This window comes from Bradyrhizobium sp. USDA 3240, assembly GCF_054063295.1.
On sequence record NZ_JBSSGD010000002.1, the window covers coordinates 1,173,342 to 1,197,081 of the forward strand.

Consider the following 23,740-nt stretch of genomic DNA (forward strand, 5'->3'; position numbering starts at 1 on the left):
GCGGCGCGGTGTACCAACACGGCCCTCGCTAGCTCCCCTGGCGAGGGCCGTGGCGTTCTTGTGACCGGTCGCATGCACTCGCGCGATCGTCGCGCACCAGTCCGATACTGCTTCGTGCAAGTCGTGCGATCGCTTTCTCGGTTCGTTAACCGTTGCAGCAACCCGCAGTAGCAGTCCCGACGCTTGCAACGTAGCTAGACGACAACGCAGGGTTTGCAGTTCGTGACGGTCATGCAAAGAGACGGTCGATATGCGGCGTGGTTTCGCACGCCGCGCGGCGAAGGCACCGGAATAGTCCAGCTCGCAAACGGCAGGATCTCAGGCGGCGACGCCATGTTCACCTATGGCGGCTCCTATCAGCTCGATGAGGACCGCTTCACGGCGGTCCTGACGACGCACAGATATGCCGACGGCCCGTTCACCACCGTGTTCGGATGCGACGAGGTCGAGGCGCAGCTGACCGGCACCTTCAGCGGCAATCGCGCGGTGTGCTCGGGCAGCGCCAAGCAAGCCCCCGGCGTACTGTTCGAGGCCACGCTGTTTCTGCAGCAACAGGAGCAGGCGCCCGCCGGTGGTCCAAAGACCACGACGACCCGCGCGGATGTGACGAGGCTGCCGAAGCCCCCCGACCGCCGCACGACCGTCGTGACAAGGCGTTTCAGCTGATCCGTCCGCAATCGCGATGGCATCTCCGCGCCTTCAGGCGTACCATCGGCCATGCGCGAAGCGCAGCCCGATCGATGCAGCCGGAAGGAGGAACGCATGTATGCCGCCATCCGTCACGCCAAGGCGAAGACTGGTAGCGCCGAAGAACTCGCGCGCCGGATTAAGGAAGGCGCAATTCCGATCATCAGCGACGTCGAAGGCTTCATGGCCTATTACGTGGTCTATGCCGGCGACGACACGGTCACCGCGATCAGCGTCTTCAACAATCATGCCGGCGCCGAGGAAGCCAACCGCCGCGCATTGGCCTGGATCGATGACAATCTCGGTCCATTGCTGGTCGGGCAAGTCACCGCGATTGCGGGTCCAGTGATCGTGCATACCAAGGCGTGACGGCCGCTTCCCCGGCAAGGTTCGCCCGGCAGAACTTTCCTGCGGCACGGTTGGCGTGTGCCGCTTCGTCGCGATCTCCTTGAAATTGCTGATGCGCCGGATGGCACGCCAATTGCTCCGCGGCTGCAGCATTGCAACGGGGACAGCGCGCGCAGATGACGTCGATCTCGGCCTTTGGACCAGTCACAGCCAGCATGACGACTGGCACACTGAAGAAGCCGCTGACGGCCGACGCTAGCGGATCCACGCAAGCCGCCAGCGGCAGCCCATCCGACGGCACCATCGAGCAGGAATTTCTCAAATACGCGCAGATGAGCCCGATGGACCGCATGCGCGCGAACATCCTCAAGAGCATGGGTCTGTCGGAGCAGGACCTGAAGGCCATGACGCCGGATCAACTCGCCGCGGTCGAGCAGAAGATCAAGCAATTGATCGAGCAGTCGTTTCAGAAGAACGCCGGCAAGGCCGGCCAGGCAGTCGACATCTCGGCGTAGCGACGTCGCGCGGCGGGGGCCCGGACGGAGCTATCGGAGCTCCGATCCACGCGACAATCGCCGGGGTTCGCGGTATGATGGCGCAAACGCCACATGGGCCGAACGATCACGGACACGACCGCCATGGGCACCAGGCCGAGCACGGTCATGAAGCTCGTCGCACATGCGTCCTGCGGCGCCGTCGGCGCCTTTGTGTTCGGCCTGTGCCTCGCAGCCGCGATCAGGCGCTTCGATGGCCTCTATCTCGCTGTCACGGTTCTATTCGCGATCCCTGTCGTCTCCGACTGGTTCTGGACGCGCCGTGAGGTTCGCCAGCTCGCTGCCGGCGATGCCGCCAATCAGCAGGCAACTCAATTCCTCTGGTCATATCTCTTCATCACCATGCTCTCGTCGGGCTTTGGCATCGCCGTGATGGCCGTGGTCTTGCAGTCGGCAGACTTCACGCGAACATTCGGCGCAATCGTGTTCGGCGTGCTTACGTGCATCGGAATCTACCCGCTGGTCCGCGACGCAAAACGCCTTGCCGATACAGTGGAGCCGCGAACGATCCCTTGATCGTTCATCCGCTCCACGCTCGCGCGCTAGGCGGACACGGCTTCCGGCATCGGCATTTCGCGCAAGGTCATGAACGATCTGCCGAGCATCGCCTCGATCTTCGTCGCCGCCAGCCACAGCAGCGCACCGCAGGTCAGGTCGATGACGTAATGGCCGCCGATCGGAAGCGTCGAGACGAGGACGAGGAGATTCCAGATCAGCGTGATGCCGAACAGCCACCGTGTGCCGATCGTCGCGAAAATCGTCATCAAGGCAAGACAGGTGTGGAACGACGGAAAGGTCACCACGCCCTGCAGATTGCTCAACGACAATTCCGGAGACGCCCCGTTGCGGAAGTACTCGAACTTCGCGAGATGATAAATCCCCGCGTGCTCGGGCAGCGCATCGAGGATCGCCACGGGATGGTCGAAATAGACAAAGGCCCCCTTGGCGGGCCAGAACACCGAAAACATCGTCGATGCAACGATCGTCAGGGCAAACACGAACGCCAGTTGCCAAAGCTTGTCGAAGCGCTTTGTCGCCGCCAGCAGCACGAACAGCGCGGCCACCTGGACGAAGGAGCTGCAATAGGCGGCGGCGAGCAACTCGGTCAGCCAGGGATGGTTTGCAAACCACAGGATGATGGACGGCAAATCGATCCCGATGACGCGATCGGCGTCGGCGAGACTGTCATCGATCAGGGGAAACTTGTATCTCAGGCCAACCAGGCTGATCGTTGCGGCCGCCGCAGCCGACCAGAAGAACACGGCAACCGCTCCTGCCAGGTTGGACAGAACCGGCGCGGAGCGCCATCTGCCATAGACGATATCGACGGCAAGGAGAAACCCCATCGGGCCCAAGAACAGCGCCAGACTTTCGGGTTCGACGGCGATCTCGAATCTCCAGAGCAGGAAGCCGGCGAAACCGCTCGCCGCGATGCCGATCAACCACGCGCCGCGCTCGACCCGCTGATGGGGTTGCGGGATGCGAGTTTCCTCGCTCGTGGCTGCTGTTCTCGGAGAGGCCTGCTGTGCGACATCGGTCTCGACCGACGGCGCGGTCCGTGACGGACCAAACAACTGACTGAACATTGCGACTGCCATTCCAGCGGGCGCCTCGACACGAGGCCCGCTCATTCCACAGCCACAGGTTTAGCAGCCACCCCTGCGATTGCATTGGTAATCCGATACAACCCGTGGTAGGTCGCCGGTCTTTCGTATCCGATGGTGAATGATTTATTTCCCGATATTGCTGACAGCGGGACTGGAGTTCCCGTGCGCAGAACTCAGGGTCCGGGCTATTTGGGGGCGGGCCCGTCGCTTAGGACCACGAAAACCTTGCCGCCGAAGTCGTATCGCGCGACCTCGCGCATGCCGAGCCGCAGATGCGCCTTGAGCGAGCGCGGATTGTCTTCCCTGATGAACAGGATCGCTTCGCGGGCGGGAAAAATTGCCTGAAGCCTTGCGTAGAGCGCGTCGAGAACGCCGAGGCCGCGCGCGTCAGGGGAGACGCACACAGGGCCATACACATACGCACCGGGGCCGCCCGGCCAGGCCTTCAGCATGGCTTGCACCGGCGCGGCCTCGCCGAACCCTTTCTCCGACGTCAGGAGCGCGCCGAGCAACCTGCCCTGATCGCCGGTCGCGATGACGATCGATTGCCCGCTTGCGATGCGCGTTGCAATCACCTCGCGCGGCCATTGCCCGAGCAGCATGCCGCCGCGGTCGCCTGCGTTAGCCGTCAGCAGCGCTGAGATCGCTTCCGCATCCGAAGATGTAGCGAGCCTGGTCTCGATCATCTCGGACGGACCGAAACAGCGGGCCACATGCCGGCGCAGTTCATGCCTTCTTCTTCGCGGTTGCGCGAGCGCCCGCGGCCGCTTTCTTCGCCGGCTTCTTCGCAGTTTTGCTGGATTTGGCCTGGTTGAGCTCGATCGCAGCCCGGATCAGGGCCTTCAGCGCGCGATCATTGATCTTGTCGCCCTCGAACAGGTCGATCGCGCGCCGCACATTGCCTTCGAAGCCGGTGTTGAACAGCTTGTCGGGGTCCGGAAGTTGCGCGCCGTACATGAAGGTCAGCTTCACCTTGCCCTTGTGGGCGTTGCCGACCGCGATGATGCCGTCGCGCGACCACACCGGGCTGCCCATCCACTTCCATTCCTCGATGATTTCGGGGTCGGCGGCGAGGATGCTCTTGCGCAGGCCGGCGAGCGTCTTGCCGCGCCAGTCGGTGAGATCCTCGATCATCTGGTCGATACGTTCCGATGCCGTCATTGCTGCCTCGTGGTCCCAGCCTGTCCCATGCAATCACACTTGTGATGCGGAGGTCGATCCTCCCTGCATCCGCCGCGGCGCCAGATAGGGCAACGCGAACAGATACAGGCCGCTGAGCAGCATCAAGATCAGCGGGAACAGCGCCAGCAGGCCGATCCAGACGGCTTGCTGCTGCAGCACCATCGCGGCGATGTTAATGATGACGGCAACCGTAAAGGCGATCGAGAGCCAGCGGTGAAATTGCCTGATCCAGTTGTTCCAGTTCAATGTGACCTCCTGTTGGATGATGTGTGTAAAATCGTCATTGCGAGGAGCGAAGCGACGAAGCGATCCATCTATCCGTACATGCGGCACGATGGATTGCTTCGCGGAGCCTGTCATCGGGCGGCGCTACGCGCCGACCCGTTGGCTCGCAATGACGAGAGACGGTCAGCCTTCCCGCACCAGCAGCTGATCGAGATTCTCCAGGAACTGTTTCCAACCGGCATGGGCGCCGCCATAGGCCTGCTTCTGATGCGGCTGGAAGCCGGACTGCTCGACGCGCAGATGGGTGCCCTTCGCTGTCGGCGTCAGCGTGAAGACCACCACGCTCTCGAGATTGTAGGCGGCATCCGCGTGCGCGAAATTCCAGGTGTAAGACAGCGTCTTGTGCGGCTCCACGGCCAGCACCTTGCAGTCCAGCACGCCGCCCCACTCGCCGCGCAGATTGAAACTGTGCCCGACCTCGGGCTTAAAGTCGTTCTTCATCAGCCACTCCTCCATCAGTTGCGGTTGCGTCAGTGCGCGCCAGAGCTTTTCCGGCGGATGGGGAAATTCGCGCTCCACGATTGCGGAGCGCGTCTCAGGGGTGGTCTTGTTCATTGGTCCATCCTTTTGAGAAGATCTTCGAGGTGGTCGAACCGGTTCTGCCAGAAGCCCGCCATCTGGCTGGTCCAGTCGATCAGCGGCGCCAGCGCGCCGAGTTGTGCGCTGTAATGCGTCTGCCTTCCTTCATGGCGATCGCGCACCAGCCCGGCCTGCTTCAGCACGCCGAGATGCTTTGACACCGCCGGCTGCGAGATTTTTGCCCGCGCCGTCAGCGCACCGACGGTCTGCTCGCCCTCGCGGCACAGGCGCTCGAAGATCGCCCGGCGGGTCGGGTCTGCGAGGGTTCGAAACAGCACGTCGTGAGCGTCCGGCATTTTGCGATCAATAATCCGCTGGCTATGGATTAACGTATAACTGAGCAGCTATGGATTGGTCAAGCGAGAAGTTGGGGAAAATCCACCGGCGCTCTGACTGTCCTATTCTAGGCTAGTTTGGCGCAAATCAACCGCGCCGACGCACTCATAACTGACTGGCTATATCCTGGCCGCTGAGTTGCCCGTCGGGCAACGATGCAAGACTCGGACAATCCTTGTCGCGAGAACGCGGATGTGTGGCTCACGGATCGCCCCACACATTCACCGTCGTCCCGGCGAAGGCCGGCAACTGTTATGTTGGTTTGGTTTGCAGGTACGGCTTTCGGTCTCGCATGATGGCATTGAGGACCGTCAGCAGCTTCCTGGCGACGGCGATGAGGGCGAGTTTGGCTGGTTTTCCGGCCTGTCGCAGTCGTGCATAGAAGGCCTTGAACGGATCAGCTCTGCGGACTGCGTTGAGGGCCGCCATATAAAGGGCGTCACGAACGCGCTTTCGGCCGCCCGCAATCTTGCGCTTGCCGCGGAAGGCGCCGCTGTCGACGTTGAAGGGGGCAAGGCCAGCGAGCGCTGCGAGTTGTTTCGGTCCGATCCGCCCGAGTTCCGGCATCTGCGCGATGAGCTGCATGCAGGCCACGGGACCCACGCCGGGCAGCGAACGCATTAACTTCGCATCGTCCGCGATCTCCGCTTCGGCTTTAATCAATGCGCTGATGTCGGCCTCGATCTCGGCGATCTCGCTGTCGAGGACCTCGATGAGGCGGCCAATGCGTTCGGCCATGGCGCGATCGTCGGCCTCGCTGCGCCGGTTCTTCTCCTGGGCGCGCATCAGGACCAGCTGATCCCGCCGTTTTGCAAGCCTCGCCAAGGCGTTGCGTGCAGGATCGGCGACCTGCTCGGGGGCGGGCTGCATGGCCCGCGCAAAGGCTGCCAGCATCCGCGCATCGATCGGATCGGTCTTGGCGAGCAGGCCGCTAGCCCGTGCAAAGTCGCGGGCACGGGCCGGGTTGATCCGTGCGAACTGGATCCCGGCCTGACGTAGCGCCTCGCGAAGCGCGAGGTCATAGATACCCGTCGCCTCGAAGACGACCAGCGCATCGCATTGCCAACGCGCCACCTGCTGTGTGATGGCCTGTGTCGCGTTGGCAATGCGCCTCGGCACGCCGTCAGCCTCATCAAAGATATCGAGGTGTTTTTTGGAGATGTCGATTCCGACGTAACGAAGAGCTATGATCACGGTGCCTGTCCCTGTGATGCGAGGTCTGTTGGCGCAGCCTCGTGCAACTGTTCAGGTTTGTAGATGGAACGGGCGGGAGACCGAGCCGGCTCACGGCGTCAAGCGCCAAGGACCCAACGGCTTCCCGCCCACCCCATCATGACAGACTTCCAAGACACAGGGACCCATAACCACAAGAGGATGTTGTTGAGCGCCGCTGGAACGACGAGTCCCGTCAAATACAATTGCTGCGGCGTATGGGTCCCGGCCTTCGCCGGGACGACGATTGTGGATACAGCCGACACGAGCGTACGAGTGCAATCGTTGCGACGGCGCTGCGCATGACCTACACATATCGCGCTGATGCGGTCCTTGTTCACGGAGAACCTTGATGTGCCAGCTCTGCGAGATCACGCCTCCCAGCCGAACCTCCCGGCGCGTCTTCCTCGCTGCTGCGGCGTGCACCGCAGCCAGCCTCGCCCTGCCACCGGCTGTGACGGCCAAGGAAACAAAACCGTCGCCGAAGCCGCAGAACGTGCTGCCGCCGGACGCCGCGCTCGACCGGCTGGTGAAGGGCAATCTCCGCTATGTCGAAGGCGTCTCGCGGCGGCATGATTTCAAGCACGAGCGCGAGGCGCTTGCCGGCGGACAGAACCCGTTCGCCGGCATCCTGAGTTGCGCAGACTCCCGCATCGCGCCGGAATACGCCTTCGACACCGGCCGCGGCGACCTGTTCGTCTGCCGCGTCGCCGGCAATTTCGCCAGCGACGAGATGATCGCGAGCCTGGAATATGCGAAGTCCGTGCTCGGCGTGCCGCTGTTCATGGTGCTTGGCCACGACAGCTGCGGGGCGGTCGACGCCGCGATCAAGTCGGACAACACCACCCTGCCCGGCCATCTGCCCGAGCTGGTCACCGCGATCGCGCCTGCGGTAAGGGCGACCGAGGGCAAGCCGGGCGACCGGCTTGCCAACGCCGTCAGGCAAAACGTCATCGACAACGTCGCGAAGCTCAAGACGGCAACGCCGATCCTCAGCGCCGCGGTCGATCAAGGCAAGCTCAGGATCGTCGGCGCGGTCTATCGGCTGACCGACGGCAAGGTCGAGCTGGTCACGGACGCCAAGCGACCGGCGACTTGAACCTCGGCGCCACCTGCGACCACTTGAAGCCAAGAATGACATCGCGTGAGCGACATGGAGAAGGCGGATGTGGCGCCGGCGCGGGTGGATTGCTGGAGTGCTGCTTCTGGCCGTGGCCTCGTTGCCGGCGCGCGCCGGCGTCGAGCCCTGCAACACGGCGCAGAAGCGGATCGAAATGACCGCGTTGCTCCGCCATGCCGCGGAGGATCGGCCGGTCAACATCACCTTCGCAACCCGGGCCGATGGCGTGAAGCTGCCCGCCGCCGTGATCGAGCAATATCCCGAGGAGATCACGATCATCCTGCAGCACGAATTCGATCGCCTCGTGGTGACGGATGACGGCTTCGAGGTCGGCGTCTGGTTCAGTCGCAAATATGCCAGGCTGGCCGTGCCGTTCGACGCGATCAGGAGCCTGTGGGACGGCAAGGTTCTGATGTGCACGAACAATCAACTGTAGGAAACAGTGACGTCGCGGCGCAGAAAGCATGCAAAGTCAGATGAACGCCGCTTCCACCTTGCCGAGCCCATCGAGCTCCATCACGACGGTATCGCCGGCCTTCAGCCACAGCGTCTTGACCAGGCTGCCGGTCAGCACGATCTGGCCGGCATGCAGGCCACGGCCTTCGGCGGCGAGATGATTGGCGAGCCAGGCGAGCGCGTTGTGGGGATGGCCGAGCACGTCGGCGCCGGTGCCGCGTCCCTCCTCCTTGCCGTTGACGAGCGCGCGTCCGGTGACCTTGCGCAGATCGGGCACGGTGATGCGCGGCACGGCTTCGCCGAGCACGCAGCCGGCGGCGAAGAAGTCGTCGGCGATCAGCGTCGGCGCGCCGAGCGTCTCCCATTTGACATAGCGGTCGTCGACGATCTCGATCGCCGGATGGTAGGCCTCAATCGCTTCCGCGACCCATTCGGCGGTGAACGGCGCTTCGCCGGGCGCGAGACTGCGCGCCAGCCGCACCGCGATCTCGCATTCGACGCCGACATGGACGAAATCGGCCGCCGGCAGCCGCACGCCGCTTTCATGCACGACCTTCTCGAACACGCCGCCGCCGCAGGGGTGCGGGATGTTGATGTATTCCTGCATCACCGCGCTGGTGCAGCCGATCTTGTAGCCGACCAGGCTGCCGACCTGTGGCTGCAGCAGATCGTGCAGCGCGTACTGCACCTGATAGCCTTCGGCCTCGTCGCGCGGCACGATGTCTTTGGCGAGCGCCTTGAGCGGCGCGCGGCTGCGGCGCGCGCTGGCAATCGCCTTTGCGGCCGCGAGGATCCGTTCCATCTGCGCAGCCTCCCTGAAATTCTCCGGCGGAGCGGTGGCGCCTCCGTCTGCTCACGGCAATTCAGCACTCGCCGACCCGTCTGGCAAGCACGCTGGACGGGAGCGGCCGTCAGGCCTTGACCAGGCCGAGCCTGATCAGGCTCTCGGCGGTCGCGACGATCATCTCCTCATTGCCGCGCGGACGCCAGCCGAGCAGGTTCTGCGCCTTGACGCTGGTCGAGCGGCGCACCTTGCCGAGCAGCGGCAGGCTGGCGCGGGCTAACGGGTTGCGCCGCGCGGCGAGCCGGATCATCCAGTCCGGCGCCTGGAACCGGGGCACGCGCCGCGCCTTGCTGCCGAGTTTCCTGCGCAGCAGGCGGGCCACCTGCAGCACCGATAGGGTCTCGCCGCCGACCGCGAGGAACCGCTCGCCGCTGGCCTTGGGCGAGGTCATGGCGCGCAGATGCAGGTCGGCGACGTCGCGCACGTCGACGAGGCCGAAATGGATCCGGGGCACCGCCGGCATCGCGCCGTTGAGCAGCGCCTTGATGATGCCGATCGACTCGGAGAAATCAGGCCCGAGCGCCGGGCCGAACACCGCGGTCGGATTGACCACGGCAAGCTCGAGGCCACTGCCTTCGCGCGCGATGAAATCCCAGGCGGCGCGCTCGGCCAGCGTCTTGGATTTCGGATAGGCCTGCACGTCGGGGCCATCGAGATTCGACCAGGTGGTCTCATCGAACGGCTTGGCTTGCGGCGGATGGCCATAGCCGATCGCCGCGAACGACGACGTCACGACCACGCGCTTGACGCCGGCGTCGCGCGCCGCGCGCAACACTCGCAGCGTGCCTTCGCGCGCCGGAACGATCAGCTCGTTCTCGTCCTCCGGCACATGCGCGCCGAGCGGTGACGCGACATGCAGCACGTAGTCGCATCCCGCGGCCGCCTCGCGCCAGCCGGCATCGCGCGTGAGGTCGGCGGTCACGAAGCCGACCTGGTCGGCTGCAAGCGCGCCACCCTCGCGCAGCATCGCGATCACGTCCTTGCTGCGATCCGGATTGCGCAGCGTGGTTCGCACCGTATGCCCGTCGGCAAGCAGCTGCAGAATTGTATGCACGCCGATGAAACCGGATCCGCCCGTGACCAAAACCGTGCTCATGTCCCTGCCCTCTTCATGGTTCGGCAGATGGGGCACACATTGCGCCGCCCACCCTGCACAGGCCGCATCTGGTCACTATCTGACGTTGGACAAGTTAATGAAATTCGAGACCGGTATGGAAAACAATACCAGCGAACTGTGTGACGGCGGTGAATGCGAGACCTGCCCGACCGACCCCAATCTGCTGATCGAGTTCAAGGGCGCGATCCACGCGCTCGGCGGCAAATGGAAGCTCGAGATCCTGTTCACGCTGATGAACGGCGGCGTGCGGTTCGGCGCGCTGCGCCGCGCGCTGCTGCCGATCACCCAGCATATGCTGACCGCGCAACTGCGCGAGCTCGAGCGCGATGGGCTGGTGTCGCGCAAGGTGCTCGCTGAAAAGCCGTTGCAGGTCGCATACGAGCTGACGGATTCGGCCTGGGGCCTGACGCCGGCTTTCCGCGAATTGCTGGCGTGGTCGAAGACCTACGGCCCGCGCCGTCACGCGGAGGCAAGCGAGACGACACTCGGGGCCGGACTGGCCTGAACGTCGTCTCGCCTTCAGAGCGGCACGCGGTCAACCCATGCCGAGCGCGCGCCGGATCGCGATCTCGACCGGCGAATAATCGCCCTCGTCACGCTCGAGCCGGTACGGTTCGGCGGGACTGAGCGATGGTTGCGCCATGAAGCGCGGCCTGGTGCCCCGGTGCTTCTGCGCGGCATGCACCAGGAAGGGATGGCACAGATAGACCGTGCCTGCTTCACCCGTCGCCAGCGCAAGCTCGCACTCGGCGCCCATTTGCGCGAGGTTCATCCGCGCGCGTCCGGCGTCGCCCGCCGGCGCCAGGTAACGCGCCATCGGAAAGTGCGAACCGACCCTGATCCGGGTCGGCGCATCGTCATCGCCGACATCGGAGAACAGGAACAGCATCAGCAGCGCCCGGCCGCGCGAGTTGACGTTCACCCGCCATGCCGAGAAGTCGCTCCGTTCGTTCGGATCGCAATCGTCGCCGGGAAAGCTGACATCGACATGCCAGCCGGCGTCACCGGGATCATCCGGATGCGGGAACCGCACCGGGAAGGTCCCGATGTTGTGGCGCGGAGACCAGCGGCCGGGGCCTGCGATCTGGTCGAACGCCCGATACAGCAGCGGCGAGTTGATCGCCAACCGGAACGGTTCCTCGCCATAGCCGGGTAGCCGCACCACCGGTCGCGTCCAGGTCGAGGGATCATGCTCGCTGCACTGCAGGTCGCGCCGCATGATGGCGCGTCCCGCATCGGCGAGTTCGCGGGGAAAGGCGTTGTCGATCCGGACAAAGCCCTGTTCGATGAATTGCTCGATTTGCGCGTCGCTGAGCGCACGCGTGTCGTCTCGATCGGTCATGATTGTCTCTCAAATCGTCGCCAGCCGTCGATGCTCCGCTGTGCGCGGAGTTGGCCGGCTCATTCGGTTCACTGGAATCCCGCGAGCCCGAGCGCGCGGGGACGATCAGCGCTTCCGTGCGGAAGCGTGTTTCCGTGCGGAAACGAGATCAGCCCAGGAAGAAGACCGTTCCGATGTTGAGAGTGCGTGTCATCATGGCGGCGCGAACCTACAACCGGTGCGCGCCGGAATCAATCAGTGGGGGCGATCCGCCACCACTACTCGTCGCGGTAGACCTTCTCGCGCTTCTCGTGGCGTTCCTGCGCCTCCACCGACAGCGTCGCGATTGGGCGGGCTTCGAGCCGCTTCAGCGAGATCGGGTCACCGGTCTCTTCGCAATAGCCGTAGGTGTTGTCTTCGATGCGCTGGAGCGCCGCGTCGATCTTGGAGATCAGCTTGCGCTGACGATCGCGGGCTCGAAGTTCGATCGCGCGGTCGGTTTCCGAGGAAGCTCGGTCCGCGAGGTCGGGGTGGTTGACGTTCTCTTCCTGCAACGTCTGCAGCGTGACCTTCGATTCGCGGAGGATCTCATCCTTCCAGGCCAGCAGCTTGGCGCGGAAATAATCACGCTGCCGCTCATTCATGAAAGGCTCTTTTTCAGTCGGCCGGTAGTTCTTCAGCTTTTCCAAAGGCAGCCATGTCCCTGTCTGGCGGAGGGAACAAAACCCCTCCGCGCGGCGCCTTATATAGCCACGTCATGTGACAGACAATATCTGCCACCGCGAAAGGCGGGCTCCCCCCAAGGCCTTGCACAGGCAAACTTATCCGCCCTGCCTGGAGCCAGCCCTTCCGCCTCTCCTCGCCCGTCAGTAGCCGACCGTAAAACGCTGCCGAATATGGGCCGGGCGCTCGATTTCGTCGGCGAGTGCAACTGCGAAGTCCTCGAACGAGATCGAGCTCTTCCCGTCGGCTGCGGTCAGAAGCTGGTCGGACCCGAGCCGGAACTTGCCGGTCCGCTCGCCCGCCACGAACAGCGCCGAGGGCGACAAAAAGGTCCAGTTCAGGTCCGTTTCCTGGCGCAGCAGGTCGAGGAACTCGGCCCCCTTCGAGGCCTCGGCCTTGTACTGGGCCGGGAAGTTCGGCGTGGTCACCAAGCGGACGCCCGGGGCCACCTCGAGGCTGCCGGCGCCGCCGACCACGAGATAGCGGCCGACGCCGGACGCCTTGGCCGCCCCGATCAGCTTGACCGGGTCGCTGACGCTGAAATGGACGGAACTGATCGCGGCATCGTGGCCGGCCCACAGCGCGGCCAGGGCGGCCTGGTCGTTCACATCCCCCTTCACGGCGGTGACACCAGGCAGGGTTGCGATCTTCTCCGGGTTGCGGGCGATGGCGGTGACGGCATGGCCGCGGCGGGCGAGTTCCGCGGTGAGGCGCGAGCCGGCCTGGCCGGACGCGCCGGCGATGGCGATCTTCATCAAAGTCTCCGATTGCTGGTTTCCAATGGTGACTAGATAGCGAAATGGATGTAGGTGTGAAGAAGGCACTCTTGTCTCACCTGATTACGCCGGAGTAACCCGATGAAAGCCGCCAGCCTGAAACCGGACGCCTATGCCGCCAATTGCCCGACGCGCCAGATCCTCGACCGGGTCGGCGACAAATGGGCGGTGCTGATCCTGCTGCTGCTGCGCAGCGAGCCGATGCGCTTCAACCAGCTTCGCCGCGCCATCGAGGGCATTTCGCAAAAGATGCTGTCGCAGGTGCTCAAAAGCCTGGAGCGCGACGGGCTGCTGCGCCGCCGTGCGATCGCAACCGTTCCGGTCACCGTGGAGTATTCGATCACGCCGCTCGGATCGACGCTCGCCGAAGCGGTCGATCCGCTGCGCGACTGGGCTGAGCAGAATCTGAAGGAGGTGCTGGCCGCGCAGCGCCGCTACGACACGCAGCGCAAGGCACTGGCGGCTTGATGTAGGTTAATTGATCGAGAGGGGCCTAGTATTGCCCGGCCTTGGCGAGCTCGACTTCGACGCGCAGCTCGATCTCGCCCAGCACGGCATCGAGGCCGGGGTCACCGGAGGATTCCTTCAGGCTCGCCGCAGCATCACGCAGCCGGTTCACGGTGGAGGAATCGAAATTGCCGGAGAGCAGTCCGAGCTTCAGCGCGTCGAGCACGTCGAGCGCACCCTTGCCACGCGCCACCGAGCGCTTGCGGCGTTCGGTCGGGTCTTCGACGCCCTGCAGCGCGAGCAGTGCATCCAGGCTGGTGGCCGCCTTCGGCGCAGTGGTGGAGCGAACCTCCTCCTGCGCGCTGGTCGCATCCGGCAGCGAGAAGCCGCTCGACGAGGTGCGCCGCGTCGAGCTGGTCGACGTGCCAAGCGTGGTGCCGTTCGGTCCGTAGATGCGCATCGTCATGATCCCGCAGGCCTGAATGCCCCAGAGCATCGCCGTTTTATGGTTAACGGTGCGTAAACGACCCGGCAATTTCTGCCGCCGCACGGCAGTTTCGCGCTCCCTTGCGAACCGGAACCGAATGGCTGTCCGACAATTTCGATAAATATATCAATACATTGCCTCAACGAAACGAAGTGGCACGCGGCTCGCATGGTTAATGGCGGATCGCCGTCATGGGAGTGTCGCGTGATCCGCGAGTTGCAGTTCGAGGGGAGCATTGGATGCCCGGCATCCGCATCGTAAGCATATTCGGGTTGGCCTGCGCCGCGCTGCTGGCGCTGGCGGCCTCCGTCATGCCGGCGGCCGCGACGTCGCGGATCAAGGATCTCGCCAACATCGAGGGCGTGCGCCAGAACCAGTTGATCGGCTACGGCCTCGTGGTCGGCCTCAACGGCACCGGCGACACGCTGAACAACATCCCCTTCACCAAGCAATCGCTGCAGGCGATGCTCGAGCGCATGGGCGTCAACATCCGCGGCGCCACCATCCGCACCGGCAACGTCGCCGCCGTGATGGTCACCGGCAATCTGCCGGCGTTCGGCACCCAGGGCACGCGGATGGACGTCACCGTCTCCGCGCTCGGCGACGCCAAGGATCTGCGCGGCGGCACCCTGCTCGTCACCCCCCTGCTCGGCGCCGACGGCAACGTCTACGCCGTCGCGCAGGGCACGCTGGCGATCTCCGGATTCAACGCCGAGGGCGAGGCCGCCAAGGTGGTGCGCGGCGTGCCGACGGTCGGCCGCATCGCCAACGGCGCCATCATCGAGCGTGAGATCGAGTTCGCGCTCAATCGCTTGCCCAATGTCCGCCTCGCGCTGCGCAACGCCGACTTCACCACCGCCAAGCGGATCGCCGCCGCGGTCAACGACTATCTCGGCGTCAAGACCGCCGAGCCGCTCGATCCCTCCACGGTGCAGCTCTCGATCCCGCCGGAGTTCAAGGGCAACGTCGTCGCCTTCCTGACCGAGATCGAGCAATTGCAGGTCGAGCCCGACCTCGCCGCGAGGATCGTGATCGACGAGCGCTCCGGCATCATCGTGATGGGCCGCGACGTTCGCGTCGCCACCGTCGCGGTGGCGCAAGGCAACCTCACCGTCACGATCTCGGAGAGCCCGCAGGTCAGCCAGCCTAATCCGCTATCGCGCGGCCGCACCGTGGTGACGCCGCGCAGCAATGTGCAGGTCACCGAGGACGGCAAGAAGTTCGCCGTCGTCAAGGACGGCGTCTCGCTGCAACAGCTCGTCGACGGCCTCAACGGCCTCGGCATCGGACCGCGCGATCTCATCAGCATCCTGCAGGCGATCAAGGCCGCCGGCGCGATCGAAGCCGACATCGAGGTGATGTGATGGGAAGCCTGATCAACAGCACCACCGGCAGCGTGCCGAACAAGGCGCTGATGCCGATGTTCAATGGCCGCCCCGATCCCGTGCTGCAGGATGCGATGAAGAAGGTCTCGCCGCAGCAGATCACCAAGGCGAAGGCGACCGCGACCGATTTCGAATCGATGTTCCTCAATACGATGTTCTCGCAGATGACCACCGGCCTGAAGGGTGAAGGCCCTTACGGCGACACGGTCGGCACCGGCGCGTGGCGCTCGATGCTGACCGACGAATATTCGAAGAACTTCGCCAAGGCCGGCGGCGTCGGCATCTCCAACGAAGTGTTCCGCTCGCTGATCCTGCAGCAGGCCAACAAAAGCTAATTCGGTTTTCAAGGAGCAGCGCGATGAATCAGCGTCCACAGCAGCATCGGCCGGCCGCCCCCGCCGCGCGGCCCGCGACGTCGACGCCTCCCGACATCGCACGTCTCGCCAACGAGCTGACCGAAGTGATGAGCGCACTGCTCGCCGTCGTCGAGCAGGAAACCGAGCTCGTCCGTGCCGGCAAGATCCGTGAGGGCATGCAGCTCGAGGCACGGAAGTCGGAGCTGTCGCGGCGCTACATGCTCGCGGTGGAGCACCTGAAGTCGATGCAGAAGATGCTGTCGCAGACCGAACCCGAACTGCTCGCCACGCTGCGGCGTCATCACGAGACGTTCCGCGCGATGCTGCAGGTCAACCTGACCGTGCTTGCGACCGCACACGCGGTCTCCGAAGGCATCGTGCGCGGCGTTAATGCCGAGGTGCAGCGCCGCAACATCCCGAACACCTATACCGCGAACGGACAGCGCGCCACGCCGGGTCCGCGCAACATGACGCCGATCGCCGTCAGCCGCACGCTCTGACGCGCACGCCGACAATTTAGTTCAATTCGGCGCGCTTGCGGCAGCGCGGCATTCAGCGTGTTCCCTAACAGCCTGTTGAGAGGTTCCCCGTAGAGTTGCGGATCGTGAGGGGTTGGGATTTGACTCAAGCAAACTAGTGCCTGTGCACTACGAGGCTGCCATGAGTACAGATTTCAACATCAAGCCGGTGGGGGCACCGGTTGCAGCGCCGATAATCACTCCTGTGAGTGATACGGCGCAGAAGGCGGTGAAGACCGAATTGCCCGCGAGCCAGAGCGTCACTGCTCCGGAGCCGAGCGTGCGCGTCACGATCGATCCCAACGCCGCCAATGCGTCGCTCTCAAATCAGGCGCCATCGGTCACCGACCAGGTCATCATCGACCGCGACGCGCGTGCCGTGGTCTACCAGGTGGTCGACAATCGCACGAACCTGGTGGTGAGGCAGTTTCCGGAAGAAGCCGTATTGCGCCGCCGCGCCTATTTCCACGCGCTCGATCTCAGCAAGGACGCGCCGACGCGGGTGCGCGCAACCGACCGCCGCGCATAACGCAAGCGATCGGAACCCTCACTTCTGTGTGGCGTAGGCCTTGTCGAGATAGGTCGATCCGGTGGCCGGATCGGTGACGACATTGGCGATCAATGCCGTCCCCTGCTGCACCAGCGAAAACTTGGTATCGCCGACCCGGAACGAGCCGTCCTTGATCAGCACGTCCTGATACTTGCTGGTGCCGTCGCTCTGATAGTGGACCTTGGCGCGGAAGCCATCGACGTTCGACACCGAGAGGTTGAACGACTTGTTGTTGGCGTACTTGCCGCTCCAGCTGCCCTCATAGAGCTTCGGATCGACAGCCACATACGGCGTCTTCGACGGAACCGTCAGGCCGGCGGCCTTGTAGTTGGCCGACAAGATGCTCAATACGTCCGCCATGCCGAGGGCTCCGTCGTGAACCGGTCGATCAGGCGCGGCCCGAGAGGCCAGCGGCAATATTGCAGTTGATGTCGATCAGCGACTTCAGCTTCGCCGGGTCCGGATTCATCTGGATGTCGATGGTCTGCTTCATCACGAACACGCTGATGTTCGCGATCTTCTGACGCACCTCGAGCGGTTGCGGATTGTCGGCGCCCTCTGCGGCGCTGAGGAAGATCGACCACAGGCGGCGATTGAACAGCAATGCATGATCGAGCGCCTTGTCGAGGCCATTCCAGTTCGCCTGGACTTCCTGCAGCTGCCGCGCGGCCTTCAACAACGCCTGCGCTTCGATTTCACGGGGGGAGGCCGTCGTCGTTGACGTACGGGCGTAGGCCTGGGCTGCATTCGACATTAATGACCTCGATGGGATGCGGATTTCTCGGGCCGCGGAGACGCAATTCTAGCGCTCGATATTTATGCATCCGGCGCCTTTAAATATGGTTAGCAGGCGTTACGAAATGCGCCGTTCTGACGGCAGGGAAAGACACCGTAATATCCCGGAGACAAAGAAAAAATATCCCGGAGACAAAGAAAAACGGCGGGGTTTCCCCCGCCGTTGTCGAAGTGCTTGTCGGTGCGTTTAGCGGAGCAGTTGCAGCACGCTCTGCTGCGACTGGTTGGCCAGAGCAAGCGCGGACACCGCGATCGACTGGCGGGTCGACAGCGCCTGGCTGTTGGCCGCTTCCTCGTTGGTGTCGGCCAGCGTCAGGTTCGACGAACCGGTCTGCAGCACGTTGATCAGGTTCTTCGAGAAGTCCTGACGGATCTGCACGATCGACAGGTTCGAACCCAGCGTCGAGGCTTCGCTGCGCAACGAGGAACTCGCCGAGCTCAGCGACGCAATGACGCTGTTCGCCGAGTTGTTGTCGAGGAAGTCGGTGCCGGCGGCCAGCGATTTCAAGCCGAGGCCGGTCGCATTGAAGGTGACGCCGCTGATCGCGAGCGTCGACTTGCCGGTCTCGTTGAAGGTCAGCTTCAGGTTGTCGCCGTTCAACAGGTTGATACCGTTGAACGAGGCGTCCTGCGCCGTGGTCGTGATCTGCGCGATGGTGTTGTTGTACTGCGTCACCAAGGCGGCGCGCGCCGACTGCGAGGCCGGATCGGCAACCGGAGCCGTGCCGGCTGCGCTGAACGTCGCAGTGCCGCCGCCGGTGTTGGTGAAGGTCACCGCACCGATCGTCGAGGACGCCGCATCGTTGGTCGTGGTGATCACGAGCTTGTTGGAGCTGTCGAGGCTGGCAGTCAGGTTGCTGGCCGCGAGCGACGCGTTCAGCTGCGTCAGCGAGCTGCTGGCCCCGAAGGTGAAGCTGAAGGCGGGCTGACCGGCCGAGGCCGCGATCGCCAGCACGTCGCCGCTCTTGATCGTGGTGCCGTCGACGAGGTTGGCGGACGTGCCGCCGAGCGCCGCGGTGGAGGTGACCTGCGACCTCGTGGTGTAGCCGGTCGGGCTCTGCAGCACCTGGTTGGCGATCGACTTTGCGGTATCGACCAGCTTCTGCAGCGAGGTGATGCCGGTGTTGGCAGCCTGCAGCACCTGCACACCATTGCCGATGCCATCGAGCAGGTTATTGATGTCGCTGGCGCGGTTGTCGAGCGACTGTGCGGTGAAGAAGTTGGTCGGGTTGTCGAGCGCCGTGTTGACCTTCTTGCCGGTGGCGAGACGGTTCTGCGTGGTGGAGAGCAGATCGGCGGTGGACTGGAGGGAGAGGAGGTTCTGACGAACGGAGGAGGAGAGAATGATACCGGACATTTTCATACCTTTCTGGTGTGAAACTGAGGAAAAAGCCGCGCCAATCCTTTCTGATCGGGCGGATGGCCGATCCTGCCGGTCAAGCCTCGAAGGAAAAAGAAATCTCCAACGCGGCATTTAAGGCAAATGCCGAAGAATAAAATTGTCGCCATTGGGCGATGTTCGCCGCGAAAACTACTGAGACGATTGCCGATTTCGGCCGAGGGCTGCTCCTCGCGCGGCCCCGCCGTTCACCAAGCGTTAACCATCATGGGAAAGGATCGCTGTCGCATCGGCCCCGGGCCGCAACGGCGGCTGCTAAGCAGCGCCGAACATGTTCCGCTAGCGGCGACATCGCGCGACTGCCGGCAAAGGAGAACGGTCATGGCCCTGAAGGTTGAACTGAAACCGAACGAGCGCATCATCGTCGGCAATTGCGTGATCACCAACACCGATCAGCGCGCCCGCCTATTGATCGACGGCGACCGCATCCCGATCCTGCGCGAGAAGGATATCCTGACGCCGGAGACCGCGGACACGCCGGCGAAGCTGATCTATCTCGCGGTGCAGCTGATGTATCTGTCGCCGGACCCGATGGCGCACCACCCGACCTATTTCAGCCTGGTGCGCGACATCATCACCGCGACGCCCAGCGCCTGGCCGTTCATCGAAAGCGTCAACAACTTCATCCTCAACGGCGATCTCTATCACGCCTTGAAGGAATCCAAGAAGCTGATCGCGCACGAGGAGAAGCTGCTGGAAACCGCGCGCGGTCGGCAAAACGGCAATCAGGACGATACCCGCAAGAGCGCGTAGAGCTTCTCGTTCCGGCGCGCTTTTCTTCCCGCGAACCGGCATCCACTTCGCTTGAAATCGCTCTAGCCCTCGCCTGAACGAAAAAGGCCTCCGCGAGGAGGCCTTTTTGCTGGCTGGAGATGAGAGCGAGCGTTCAACCGGGCGGCAGATATTTCAGCAGCGTGGTCTGATACAGCATCGACGTGGTCTGGTACGACGCCTGCAGGCTGGTCTGCAGCGCCAGGATCTTGGTCGCGACCTCGTCCTGATTGACGCCCTCGACCGAGTCGAGCATCGTTTCCGCCATGGCCTTGAGCTGGGTCTGACGATCGGTGGCCGCCTTGGTCGCCGTCTGCGCGCCGGCGAACTCGGCCTGCACGTCCTGGATCTGCTGTTGGCCGTTCTGCGGCGCGAGGTTCGCGCCGACGCGCTGCGCGAGCGCCGTCACCTGCGCGCTTGCATTTGGGTTGCTGGCGTTGGTGGTCACCGCCGCATACACCGCAACATTCTGCAGCAGATACCGGAACGCCTGTTCGTTGGCGCGCGCGCCATACTGCACGGTGATCGACTGATCGACCTGCGCGACGGCGGTGCCGCGCGCCGATCCCGGGCCGTTCTCGCCGGTGTACCAATACACGGTGTTATCAGGCGTGCCCGCGACCAGGTTGGTCGCCGTGTCGAACGGCGGTCCCCCTACCCTGAGCGGCGCCGGGGTCGCGGTCGTGTTGTTTGCGATGCCGAGCGCGCCGAGTGCGGCCGTGTTGGAGCTCGAGATCGAGAGGCTCGCGCCGTCGGCGCCATGGAGCGTGATCGCACCGTTGCTGATGGTCGACGGGTTCTTGGTGCCGCTGACCTGGTCGATCTTCGCCATCAGCGTCTGCACGCTGTCGGTGATGTTGAGCTGGTTGCCGGTGGCGCCCGAGGCGACGAAGGTGATCGGGGTGCCGTTGACCGTGATGGTGTCGCCGGCCGCGAAGCTCGTCGACAGCGAGTTGGTGCCCGCTGCGCCCGAAAGGGCCGTGGCGCCGCTGATCGGCGCCGGTGGCGCGTTCTGGTTGTTGACGGCGGCGCCCGCGACGGTCGCGACCGGATTGAAGAAGTTGTTGGACGCCGCGACCGCGGAGGCCGCCACCAGCGACGTGTCGCTCAGCGTCTTGATGGACGACGTCAGCGTCGACTGAAGGTTGGCGGTCGTCGCCGTGGTGTCGGCGCCGATCAGAAACGAGCCCGCCGGCGGCGGGTTCGTGGTCGTCGCCGTCAGCTCGATCGCATCGGTGGTGCCGTCGGGCAGCGTGAAATTGAACTTGATCTTGTCGCCATCCTTCGGATTGACGGCGCCGAGATCGACCGAGGTGGACTTCGGCGTACCGGCCGGCTGGGTCACGGTGGCGCCCGTGAGTGACGATTGCACCGACAGCAGCTTGAGGCCGAACGGCGAGCCGTCCTCGGCGACGCTGGTCACTGTCGTGGTCGCCGGCGGCGACGAGACGCTCAGGCGTCCCATCAGGCTGGTGCCCTGGTCGGCCTGCTTGCGCTCGTTGATGAGCTGGGTGAGGCCGGCCTGGGTTGCCGTGCCCTTCAACATGGTGTCGGCGGACACCGTGGCCGGCGTATCCATGGCGCGGCCGGAGAACAGATAGCGGTCGCCCGACTGGCTGTTCAGCATCGCAACCGCATTGGAGAACGCGGCCTGCGCCGTGATCTGGCCCGACGTCTGCCCGCTATTGTTGAGCGTCAACGTCGCGGTCGTCGCGGCGTTCTTCACCTGGCTCCCGACGTCGGACAGCCCCTGCAGTGTGAGGTTGGCGACACCCAGCCGCGTGTTGAGGTTGGTCGCGGTATCCGAGAACGCGTTGATGCCGCTGATCTGGGCGCGCAGGCTGAGCGCGAAGCCGCGATCGAGCCCCTGCCCTGCATAGGTCGTCGATACCTTGCCGGTCGCAAGCTGAGTCGTCAGGTCATTGAGCTGACTGCGCAGGTTGAGGATCGTGGTGCCGATATAGGAAGTTCTGCCGCTTACGCCGTCGATCGACATGTTACCCTCACGTGAGCTGCAGCAGCGCGTCGTACATCTGCTTGATCGACGACATCACGCGCGCGTTGGCGGAATAGGCATTCTGCAGCGACAGCAGATGCGCCATCTCCTCGTCCATGTTGACGCCGGAGGTCGAGTCCATCTTGGTCTGCAACGTATTCAGCACGACGTCCTGACCATCGGCCAATTGCTTGGCCGCCGTCGCCGATTCGCCCTGCTGGCTGATGAACTGCTTGGCAAAGTTCAACAGCGTACCGGTGAACGGCGCGCCTGACGTACCGAGGCCGGTCTTCGGCGAATAACTGTACGACGCGTTCGACAGCTGGTTCAGAATCAGGTTGGCGCGCGTGGTGTCGCCGGCCGGGGTCTGCGGATTGGTCGAGTACACGACCATGCGCGAGGGATCGCCGACCAGGGCGGTGTTGACGCTGATGCGCGCGGCAAGGCCGGTCGACTGCGAGCCGTTCGCGGTGATCGCGCCGGTGTAGAGCCCGCCATTGTCGGTGAACAGCGGAAGCTGCGGATCGCCCGACGTCAGGGACGAAACGGTCGACGTGACCGACGCCGCGGTCACGTCGGCCTTGTTGGCGGCGCCGTCGTCAAGCACGCGCAGCGTCGACCCGGAGGGATTGGAGAATTGCAGACCGGTTCCGCCGAGCGCGCCGTTGAGCTGCGACAGCACCGAGCTCATGCCTCCGGAGAAATCCACACCCAGCACCTCGTCGTTCGGATCGACGGTCGCGGTGTTGCTGAGCGGCAGCACGCTCGGATCGTCGACGCGGACGAGCGACAGATTGTGCGTGATGCCGGTGGTGTTGTCCTTGTAGGAGACGTGAATGGTGTTGCCGCTCTGCAGCCCCGAGAGATCGAGGTCGAAGCCGGACTGTGCTCCCGCCGTCGCCGCGGTGCCCGCCGTCGTCTTGTCCGACACCGCGCTCGACATCGCGGCGGCGAACTGGTCGATCTGCGTCTGGGCCTGCGCCAGCGTGTTGTCGCGCAGCTCGAGGTAGGCGGCGATCTTGCCTGACCGGATCGAGTTGGTCGACACCATGTCATAGGTGCCGCCATGCGGGAAATTGATGGTAATGGTGCCGACGGTGCTCTTGGTCGGGTCGGTATTGTATTGCGTGTTGGGCGTCATCGTGCCCTGGGCGTTGAAGCTGAGCGTCGCCGCCTCGGTGCCGACCAGCTGCACGCCGGAATTGGTGAACACGGTCACCTGGTTCTGGCTGTTGGTAACGGTGCGGATGTCCATCAGCTGCGAAAGCTGGGTGACGTAGCGATCGCGCTGATCGAGCAATGCCGCGGTCGAGGCGTCCTGCGTGCCGCCAGTGGCCTGCAGCTGGACATTGAGGCGCGCGATCTGCTGCATCGCATTGTTGGCCGTGGTGACGGAGTCGCTGATGCCCGCCTCGGCGTTGGCGCGCAGCGACTGGATTCCCTGCGAGGTCGCGTTGAGCTGCTGCGCCATGGATTGCGCGGCATTGACGACGCCGATCCGGGCCGACTGCGAGTCCGGGCTGGTCGACAAGCCCTGCAGCGCAGTCAGGAACTTGTTGTAGGCGTCCTCGATCGTGCCCGTGGAGTCGGGATTGCCGTAGACGCCCTGCAGATTGGCAAGGAAGCTGGAACGGACGTCGGCGTAGGACGCGCCCGACGTCTCGGTGCGAAGCTGGGTCTGCAGGAATTCGTCGAGCTGGCGGTTGACGCCGGTGATGAGAACGCTCGACCCGAACTGGCCGGTGGTGCCGGTATCCTGGTTCAGCGTCTTCCTGACGTAGCCGGGCGTCTCCGCGTTGGCGACGTTCGACGACACGAGCGAGAGCGAGGCCTGCGTGGCGCGCAGGCCGGACATCGCGGTGGAAAGGGCTTGGCTCAAACCCATGATG

Annotated in this window: 31 protein-coding genes; 13 read left to right on the forward strand and 18 right to left on the reverse strand. The window is 64.1% G+C overall.

Annotated elements, in window-relative coordinates; genetic code table 11:
* Nucleotides 1-231 precede the first annotated feature (231 nt).
* The 4 genes from ACVIGA_RS06300 to ACVIGA_RS06315 all read left to right on the forward strand — a co-directional run bounded on the left by ACVIGA_RS06300 (nucleotide 232) and on the right by ACVIGA_RS06315 (nucleotide 2,105).
* Nucleotides 232-666, forward strand: coding sequence for a hypothetical protein (locus tag ACVIGA_RS06300; RefSeq protein WP_456665694.1), 435 nt, complete (start codon nucleotides 232-234; stop codon nucleotides 664-666).
* A gap of 96 nt (nucleotides 667-762) precedes the next feature.
* Nucleotides 763-1,056, forward strand: a complete 294-nt coding sequence (locus tag ACVIGA_RS06305) for an antibiotic biosynthesis monooxygenase (protein ID WP_176530232.1) — start codon at nucleotides 763-765, stop codon at nucleotides 1,054-1,056.
* Nucleotides 1,057-1,211: 155 nt separating this feature from the next.
* A complete protein-coding gene (locus tag ACVIGA_RS06310) occupies nucleotides 1,212-1,550 on the forward strand; it encodes a hypothetical protein (RefSeq protein WP_456665695.1) in 339 nt (112 codons plus the stop codon).
* 147 nt (nucleotides 1,551-1,697) lie between these two features.
* Nucleotides 1,698-2,105, forward strand: coding sequence for a hypothetical protein (locus ACVIGA_RS06315; RefSeq protein ID WP_223970230.1), 408 nt, complete (start codon nucleotides 1,698-1,700; stop codon nucleotides 2,103-2,105).
* Nucleotides 2,106-2,131: 26 nt separating this feature from the next.
* On the opposite strand, the gene ACVIGA_RS06320 is transcribed toward ACVIGA_RS06315, so the two are convergent.
* From ACVIGA_RS06320 to ACVIGA_RS06350, 7 genes are all read right to left on the reverse strand, one after another.
* A complete protein-coding gene (locus ACVIGA_RS06320; RefSeq protein WP_456665696.1) occupies nucleotides 2,132-3,187 on the reverse strand; it encodes a phosphatase PAP2 family protein in 1,056 nt (351 codons plus the stop codon).
* Between the two features lie 194 nt (nucleotides 3,188-3,381).
* Nucleotides 3,382-3,882 carry an N-acetyltransferase family protein gene (locus ACVIGA_RS06325; RefSeq protein ID WP_456665697.1) on the reverse strand — a complete coding sequence of 167 codons (501 nt, stop codon included), beginning with the start codon at nucleotides 3,880-3,882 and terminating at the stop codon, nucleotides 3,382-3,384.
* A gap of 40 nt (nucleotides 3,883-3,922) precedes the next feature.
* Nucleotides 3,923-4,357 carry a DUF1801 domain-containing protein gene (locus tag ACVIGA_RS06330; RefSeq protein ID WP_456665698.1) on the reverse strand — a complete coding sequence of 145 codons (435 nt, stop codon included), beginning with the start codon at nucleotides 4,355-4,357 and terminating at the stop codon, nucleotides 3,923-3,925.
* Between the two features lie 33 nt (nucleotides 4,358-4,390).
* The gene (locus tag ACVIGA_RS06335) at nucleotides 4,391-4,624 is read right to left on the reverse strand and encodes a hypothetical protein (protein WP_456665699.1); all 234 of its coding nucleotides are present in this window, start codon (nucleotides 4,622-4,624) and stop codon (nucleotides 4,391-4,393) included.
* Nucleotides 4,625-4,786: 162 nt separating this feature from the next.
* Nucleotides 4,787-5,218 (reverse strand): SRPBCC family protein, encoded by a 432-nt coding sequence (locus ACVIGA_RS06340; protein WP_456665700.1) that lies wholly within the window; start codon nucleotides 5,216-5,218, stop codon nucleotides 4,787-4,789.
* Complete coding sequence (locus ACVIGA_RS06345) at nucleotides 5,215-5,538, reverse strand: ArsR/SmtB family transcription factor (protein WP_050403489.1); 324 nt, start codon at nucleotides 5,536-5,538, stop codon at nucleotides 5,215-5,217. Before ACVIGA_RS06345 ends, ACVIGA_RS06340 begins: the two co-directional genes overlap by 4 nt.
* Nucleotides 5,539-5,830: 292 nt before the next feature.
* On the reverse strand, nucleotides 5,831-6,772 hold the full coding sequence (locus ACVIGA_RS06350) for an IS110 family transposase (RefSeq protein WP_456665701.1): 942 nt from the start codon (nucleotides 6,770-6,772) through the stop codon (nucleotides 5,831-5,833).
* A gap of 370 nt (nucleotides 6,773-7,142) precedes the next feature.
* On the opposite strand from ACVIGA_RS06350, the gene ACVIGA_RS06355 reads away from it, so the two are divergent.
* On the forward strand, nucleotides 7,143-7,889 hold the full coding sequence (locus ACVIGA_RS06355; protein ID WP_456665702.1) for a carbonic anhydrase: 747 nt from the start codon (nucleotides 7,143-7,145) through the stop codon (nucleotides 7,887-7,889).
* 97 nt (nucleotides 7,890-7,986) lie between these two features.
* The gene (locus ACVIGA_RS06360; RefSeq protein ID WP_456665703.1) at nucleotides 7,987-8,346 is read left to right on the forward strand and encodes a ClpXP protease specificity-enhancing factor SspB; all 360 of its coding nucleotides are present in this window, start codon (nucleotides 7,987-7,989) and stop codon (nucleotides 8,344-8,346) included.
* Nucleotides 8,347-8,382: 36 nt separating this feature from the next.
* On the opposite strand, the gene ACVIGA_RS06365 is transcribed toward ACVIGA_RS06360, so the two are convergent.
* Both ACVIGA_RS06365 and ACVIGA_RS06370 read right to left on the reverse strand, forming a co-directional pair.
* Complete coding sequence (locus ACVIGA_RS06365; RefSeq protein WP_456665704.1) at nucleotides 8,383-9,168, reverse strand: 2-keto-4-pentenoate hydratase; 786 nt, start codon at nucleotides 9,166-9,168, stop codon at nucleotides 8,383-8,385.
* 109 nt (nucleotides 9,169-9,277) lie between these two features.
* A complete protein-coding gene (locus ACVIGA_RS06370; protein ID WP_456665705.1) occupies nucleotides 9,278-10,306 on the reverse strand; it encodes an SDR family oxidoreductase in 1,029 nt (342 codons plus the stop codon).
* A gap of 97 nt (nucleotides 10,307-10,403) precedes the next feature.
* On the opposite strand from ACVIGA_RS06370, the gene ACVIGA_RS06375 reads away from it, so the two are divergent.
* Entirely contained in the window at nucleotides 10,404-10,832 is a 429-nt protein-coding gene (locus ACVIGA_RS06375; protein ID WP_456665706.1) for a winged helix-turn-helix transcriptional regulator, read from the forward strand.
* 30 nt (nucleotides 10,833-10,862) lie between these two features.
* Here the strand turns inward: ACVIGA_RS06375 and ACVIGA_RS06380 are convergent, their stop codons facing one another.
* From ACVIGA_RS06380 to ACVIGA_RS06390, 3 genes are all read right to left on the reverse strand, one after another.
* Nucleotides 10,863-11,669 (reverse strand): phytanoyl-CoA dioxygenase, encoded by an 807-nt coding sequence (locus ACVIGA_RS06380; protein WP_456665707.1) that lies wholly within the window; start codon nucleotides 11,667-11,669, stop codon nucleotides 10,863-10,865.
* A 257-nt stretch (nucleotides 11,670-11,926) separates the two neighbouring features.
* Nucleotides 11,927-12,292 (reverse strand): RNA polymerase-binding protein DksA, encoded by a 366-nt coding sequence (gene dksA, locus ACVIGA_RS06385; RefSeq protein ID WP_021077973.1) that lies wholly within the window; start codon nucleotides 12,290-12,292, stop codon nucleotides 11,927-11,929.
* 222 nt (nucleotides 12,293-12,514) lie between these two features.
* Complete coding sequence (locus tag ACVIGA_RS06390) at nucleotides 12,515-13,126, reverse strand: NAD(P)-dependent oxidoreductase (protein ID WP_456665708.1); 612 nt, start codon at nucleotides 13,124-13,126, stop codon at nucleotides 12,515-12,517.
* Nucleotides 13,127-13,228: 102 nt separating this feature from the next.
* Between ACVIGA_RS06390 and ACVIGA_RS06395 the strand changes: the two genes are divergently transcribed.
* Nucleotides 13,229-13,615: a winged helix-turn-helix transcriptional regulator gene (locus tag ACVIGA_RS06395; RefSeq protein WP_029085377.1), complete on the forward strand. Its 387-nt coding sequence runs from the start codon at nucleotides 13,229-13,231 to the stop codon at nucleotides 13,613-13,615.
* A gap of 25 nt (nucleotides 13,616-13,640) precedes the next feature.
* Here ACVIGA_RS06395 and ACVIGA_RS06400 read toward each other — a convergent pair whose 3' ends face one another.
* Entirely contained in the window at nucleotides 13,641-14,054 is a 414-nt protein-coding gene (locus ACVIGA_RS06400; protein ID WP_456670749.1) for a flagellar assembly protein FliX, read from the reverse strand.
* A 266-nt stretch (nucleotides 14,055-14,320) separates the two neighbouring features.
* On the opposite strand from ACVIGA_RS06400, the gene ACVIGA_RS06405 reads away from it, so the two are divergent.
* The 4 genes from ACVIGA_RS06405 to ACVIGA_RS06420 all read left to right on the forward strand — a co-directional run bounded on the left by ACVIGA_RS06405 (nucleotide 14,321) and on the right by ACVIGA_RS06420 (nucleotide 16,869).
* Nucleotides 14,321-15,445 carry a flagellar basal body P-ring protein FlgI gene (locus tag ACVIGA_RS06405; protein WP_223970201.1) on the forward strand — a complete coding sequence of 375 codons (1,125 nt, stop codon included), beginning with the start codon at nucleotides 14,321-14,323 and terminating at the stop codon, nucleotides 15,443-15,445.
* On the forward strand, nucleotides 15,445-15,801 hold the full coding sequence (flgJ, locus tag ACVIGA_RS06410) for a flagellar assembly peptidoglycan hydrolase FlgJ (protein ID WP_456665709.1): 357 nt from the start codon (nucleotides 15,445-15,447) through the stop codon (nucleotides 15,799-15,801). The genes ACVIGA_RS06405 and flgJ overlap by 1 nt, the downstream gene beginning before the upstream one ends.
* A 23-nt stretch (nucleotides 15,802-15,824) precedes the next feature.
* Nucleotides 15,825-16,322: a hypothetical protein gene (locus ACVIGA_RS06415; RefSeq protein WP_456665710.1), complete on the forward strand. Its 498-nt coding sequence runs from the start codon at nucleotides 15,825-15,827 to the stop codon at nucleotides 16,320-16,322.
* Between the two features lie 160 nt (nucleotides 16,323-16,482).
* Nucleotides 16,483-16,869 carry a hypothetical protein gene (locus tag ACVIGA_RS06420; protein WP_456665711.1) on the forward strand — a complete coding sequence of 129 codons (387 nt, stop codon included), beginning with the start codon at nucleotides 16,483-16,485 and terminating at the stop codon, nucleotides 16,867-16,869.
* Nucleotides 16,870-16,887: 18 nt separating this feature from the next.
* Here ACVIGA_RS06420 and ACVIGA_RS06425 read toward each other — a convergent pair whose 3' ends face one another.
* The 3 genes from ACVIGA_RS06425 to ACVIGA_RS06435 all read right to left on the reverse strand — a co-directional run bounded on the left by ACVIGA_RS06425 (nucleotide 16,888) and on the right by ACVIGA_RS06435 (nucleotide 19,042).
* Nucleotides 16,888-17,250: a hypothetical protein gene (locus ACVIGA_RS06425; protein WP_456665712.1), complete on the reverse strand. Its 363-nt coding sequence runs from the start codon at nucleotides 17,248-17,250 to the stop codon at nucleotides 16,888-16,890.
* 28 nt (nucleotides 17,251-17,278) lie between these two features.
* Nucleotides 17,279-17,644 carry a flagellar biosynthesis regulator FlaF gene (gene flaF / locus ACVIGA_RS06430; RefSeq protein WP_212310070.1) on the reverse strand — a complete coding sequence of 122 codons (366 nt, stop codon included), beginning with the start codon at nucleotides 17,642-17,644 and terminating at the stop codon, nucleotides 17,279-17,281.
* 228 nt (nucleotides 17,645-17,872) lie between these two features.
* Nucleotides 17,873-19,042 (reverse strand): flagellin N-terminal helical domain-containing protein, encoded by a 1,170-nt coding sequence (locus ACVIGA_RS06435; RefSeq protein ID WP_212310071.1) that lies wholly within the window; start codon nucleotides 19,040-19,042, stop codon nucleotides 17,873-17,875.
* A gap of 363 nt (nucleotides 19,043-19,405) precedes the next feature.
* Here ACVIGA_RS06435 and flbT point away from each other — a divergent pair, with 363 nt between their 5' ends.
* Nucleotides 19,406-19,837 (forward strand): flagellar biosynthesis repressor FlbT, encoded by a 432-nt coding sequence (gene flbT / locus ACVIGA_RS06440; protein ID WP_223970197.1) that lies wholly within the window; start codon nucleotides 19,406-19,408, stop codon nucleotides 19,835-19,837.
* 133 nt (nucleotides 19,838-19,970) lie between these two features.
* On the opposite strand, the gene ACVIGA_RS06445 is transcribed toward flbT, so the two are convergent.
* Complete coding sequence (locus ACVIGA_RS06445) at nucleotides 19,971-21,851, reverse strand: flagellar protein (RefSeq protein ID WP_456665713.1); 1,881 nt, start codon at nucleotides 21,849-21,851, stop codon at nucleotides 19,971-19,973.
* Nucleotides 21,852-21,858: 7 nt separating this feature from the next.
* Entirely contained in the window at nucleotides 21,859-23,736 is a 1,878-nt protein-coding gene (gene flgK / locus ACVIGA_RS06450) for a flagellar hook-associated protein FlgK (RefSeq protein WP_456665714.1), read from the reverse strand.
* Between the last annotated feature and the right edge of the window lie 4 nt (nucleotides 23,737-23,740).

Coding starts and splice junctions, on each gene's coding strand:
- ACVIGA_RS06300 (WP_456665694.1), top strand. CDS start 232: ATGCAAAGAGACGGTCGATATGCGGCGTGGTTTCGCACGCCGCGCGGC.
- ACVIGA_RS06305 (WP_176530232.1), top strand. CDS start 763: ATGTATGCCGCCATCCGTCACGCCAAGGCGAAGACTGGTAGCGCCGAA.
- ACVIGA_RS06310 (WP_456665695.1), top strand. CDS start 1,212: ATGACGTCGATCTCGGCCTTTGGACCAGTCACAGCCAGCATGACGACT.
- ACVIGA_RS06315 (WP_223970230.1), top strand. CDS start 1,698: ATGAAGCTCGTCGCACATGCGTCCTGCGGCGCCGTCGGCGCCTTTGTG.
- ACVIGA_RS06320 (WP_456665696.1), bottom strand. CDS start 3,187: ATGGCAGTCGCAATGTTCAGTCAGTTGTTTGGTCCGTCACGGACCGCG.
- ACVIGA_RS06325 (WP_456665697.1), bottom strand. CDS start 3,882: ATGATCGAGACCAGGCTCGCTACATCTTCGGATGCGGAAGCGATCTCA.
- ACVIGA_RS06330 (WP_456665698.1), bottom strand. CDS start 4,357: ATGACGGCATCGGAACGTATCGACCAGATGATCGAGGATCTCACCGAC.
- ACVIGA_RS06340 (WP_456665700.1), bottom strand. CDS start 5,218: ATGAACAAGACCACCCCTGAGACGCGCTCCGCAATCGTGGAGCGCGAA.
- ACVIGA_RS06345 (WP_050403489.1), bottom strand. CDS start 5,538: ATGCCGGACGCTCACGACGTGCTGTTTCGAACCCTCGCAGACCCGACC.
- ACVIGA_RS06355 (WP_456665702.1), top strand. CDS start 7,143: ATGTGCCAGCTCTGCGAGATCACGCCTCCCAGCCGAACCTCCCGGCGC.
- ACVIGA_RS06365 (WP_456665704.1), bottom strand. CDS start 9,168: ATGGAACGGATCCTCGCGGCCGCAAAGGCGATTGCCAGCGCGCGCCGC.
- ACVIGA_RS06370 (WP_456665705.1), bottom strand. CDS start 10,306: ATGAGCACGGTTTTGGTCACGGGCGGATCCGGTTTCATCGGCGTGCAT.
- ACVIGA_RS06375 (WP_456665706.1), top strand. CDS start 10,404: ATGAAATTCGAGACCGGTATGGAAAACAATACCAGCGAACTGTGTGAC.
- ACVIGA_RS06380 (WP_456665707.1), bottom strand. CDS start 11,669: ATGACCGATCGAGACGACACGCGTGCGCTCAGCGACGCGCAAATCGAG.
- dksA (WP_021077973.1), bottom strand. CDS start 12,292: ATGAATGAGCGGCAGCGTGATTATTTCCGCGCCAAGCTGCTGGCCTGG.
- ACVIGA_RS06390 (WP_456665708.1), bottom strand. CDS start 13,126: ATGAAGATCGCCATCGCCGGCGCGTCCGGCCAGGCCGGCTCGCGCCTC.
- ACVIGA_RS06395 (WP_029085377.1), top strand. CDS start 13,229: ATGAAAGCCGCCAGCCTGAAACCGGACGCCTATGCCGCCAATTGCCCG.
- ACVIGA_RS06400 (WP_456670749.1), bottom strand. CDS start 14,054: ATGCGCATCTACGGACCGAACGGCACCACGCTTGGCACGTCGACCAGC.
- ACVIGA_RS06405 (WP_223970201.1), top strand. CDS start 14,321: ATGCCCGGCATCCGCATCGTAAGCATATTCGGGTTGGCCTGCGCCGCG.
- flgJ (WP_456665709.1), top strand. CDS start 15,445: ATGGGAAGCCTGATCAACAGCACCACCGGCAGCGTGCCGAACAAGGCG.
- ACVIGA_RS06415 (WP_456665710.1), top strand. CDS start 15,825: ATGAATCAGCGTCCACAGCAGCATCGGCCGGCCGCCCCCGCCGCGCGG.
- ACVIGA_RS06420 (WP_456665711.1), top strand. CDS start 16,483: ATGAGTACAGATTTCAACATCAAGCCGGTGGGGGCACCGGTTGCAGCG.
- ACVIGA_RS06425 (WP_456665712.1), bottom strand. CDS start 17,250: ATGGCGGACGTATTGAGCATCTTGTCGGCCAACTACAAGGCCGCCGGC.
- flaF (WP_212310070.1), bottom strand. CDS start 17,644: ATGTCGAATGCAGCCCAGGCCTACGCCCGTACGTCAACGACGACGGCC.
- ACVIGA_RS06435 (WP_212310071.1), bottom strand. CDS start 19,042: ATGTCCGGTATCATTCTCTCCTCCTCCGTTCGTCAGAACCTCCTCTCC.
- flbT (WP_223970197.1), top strand. CDS start 19,406: ATGGCCCTGAAGGTTGAACTGAAACCGAACGAGCGCATCATCGTCGGC.
- ACVIGA_RS06445 (WP_456665713.1), bottom strand. CDS start 21,851: ATGTCGATCGACGGCGTAAGCGGCAGAACTTCCTATATCGGCACCACG.
- flgK (WP_456665714.1), bottom strand. CDS start 23,736: ATGGGTTTGAGCCAAGCCCTTTCCACCGCGATGTCCGGCCTGCGCGCC.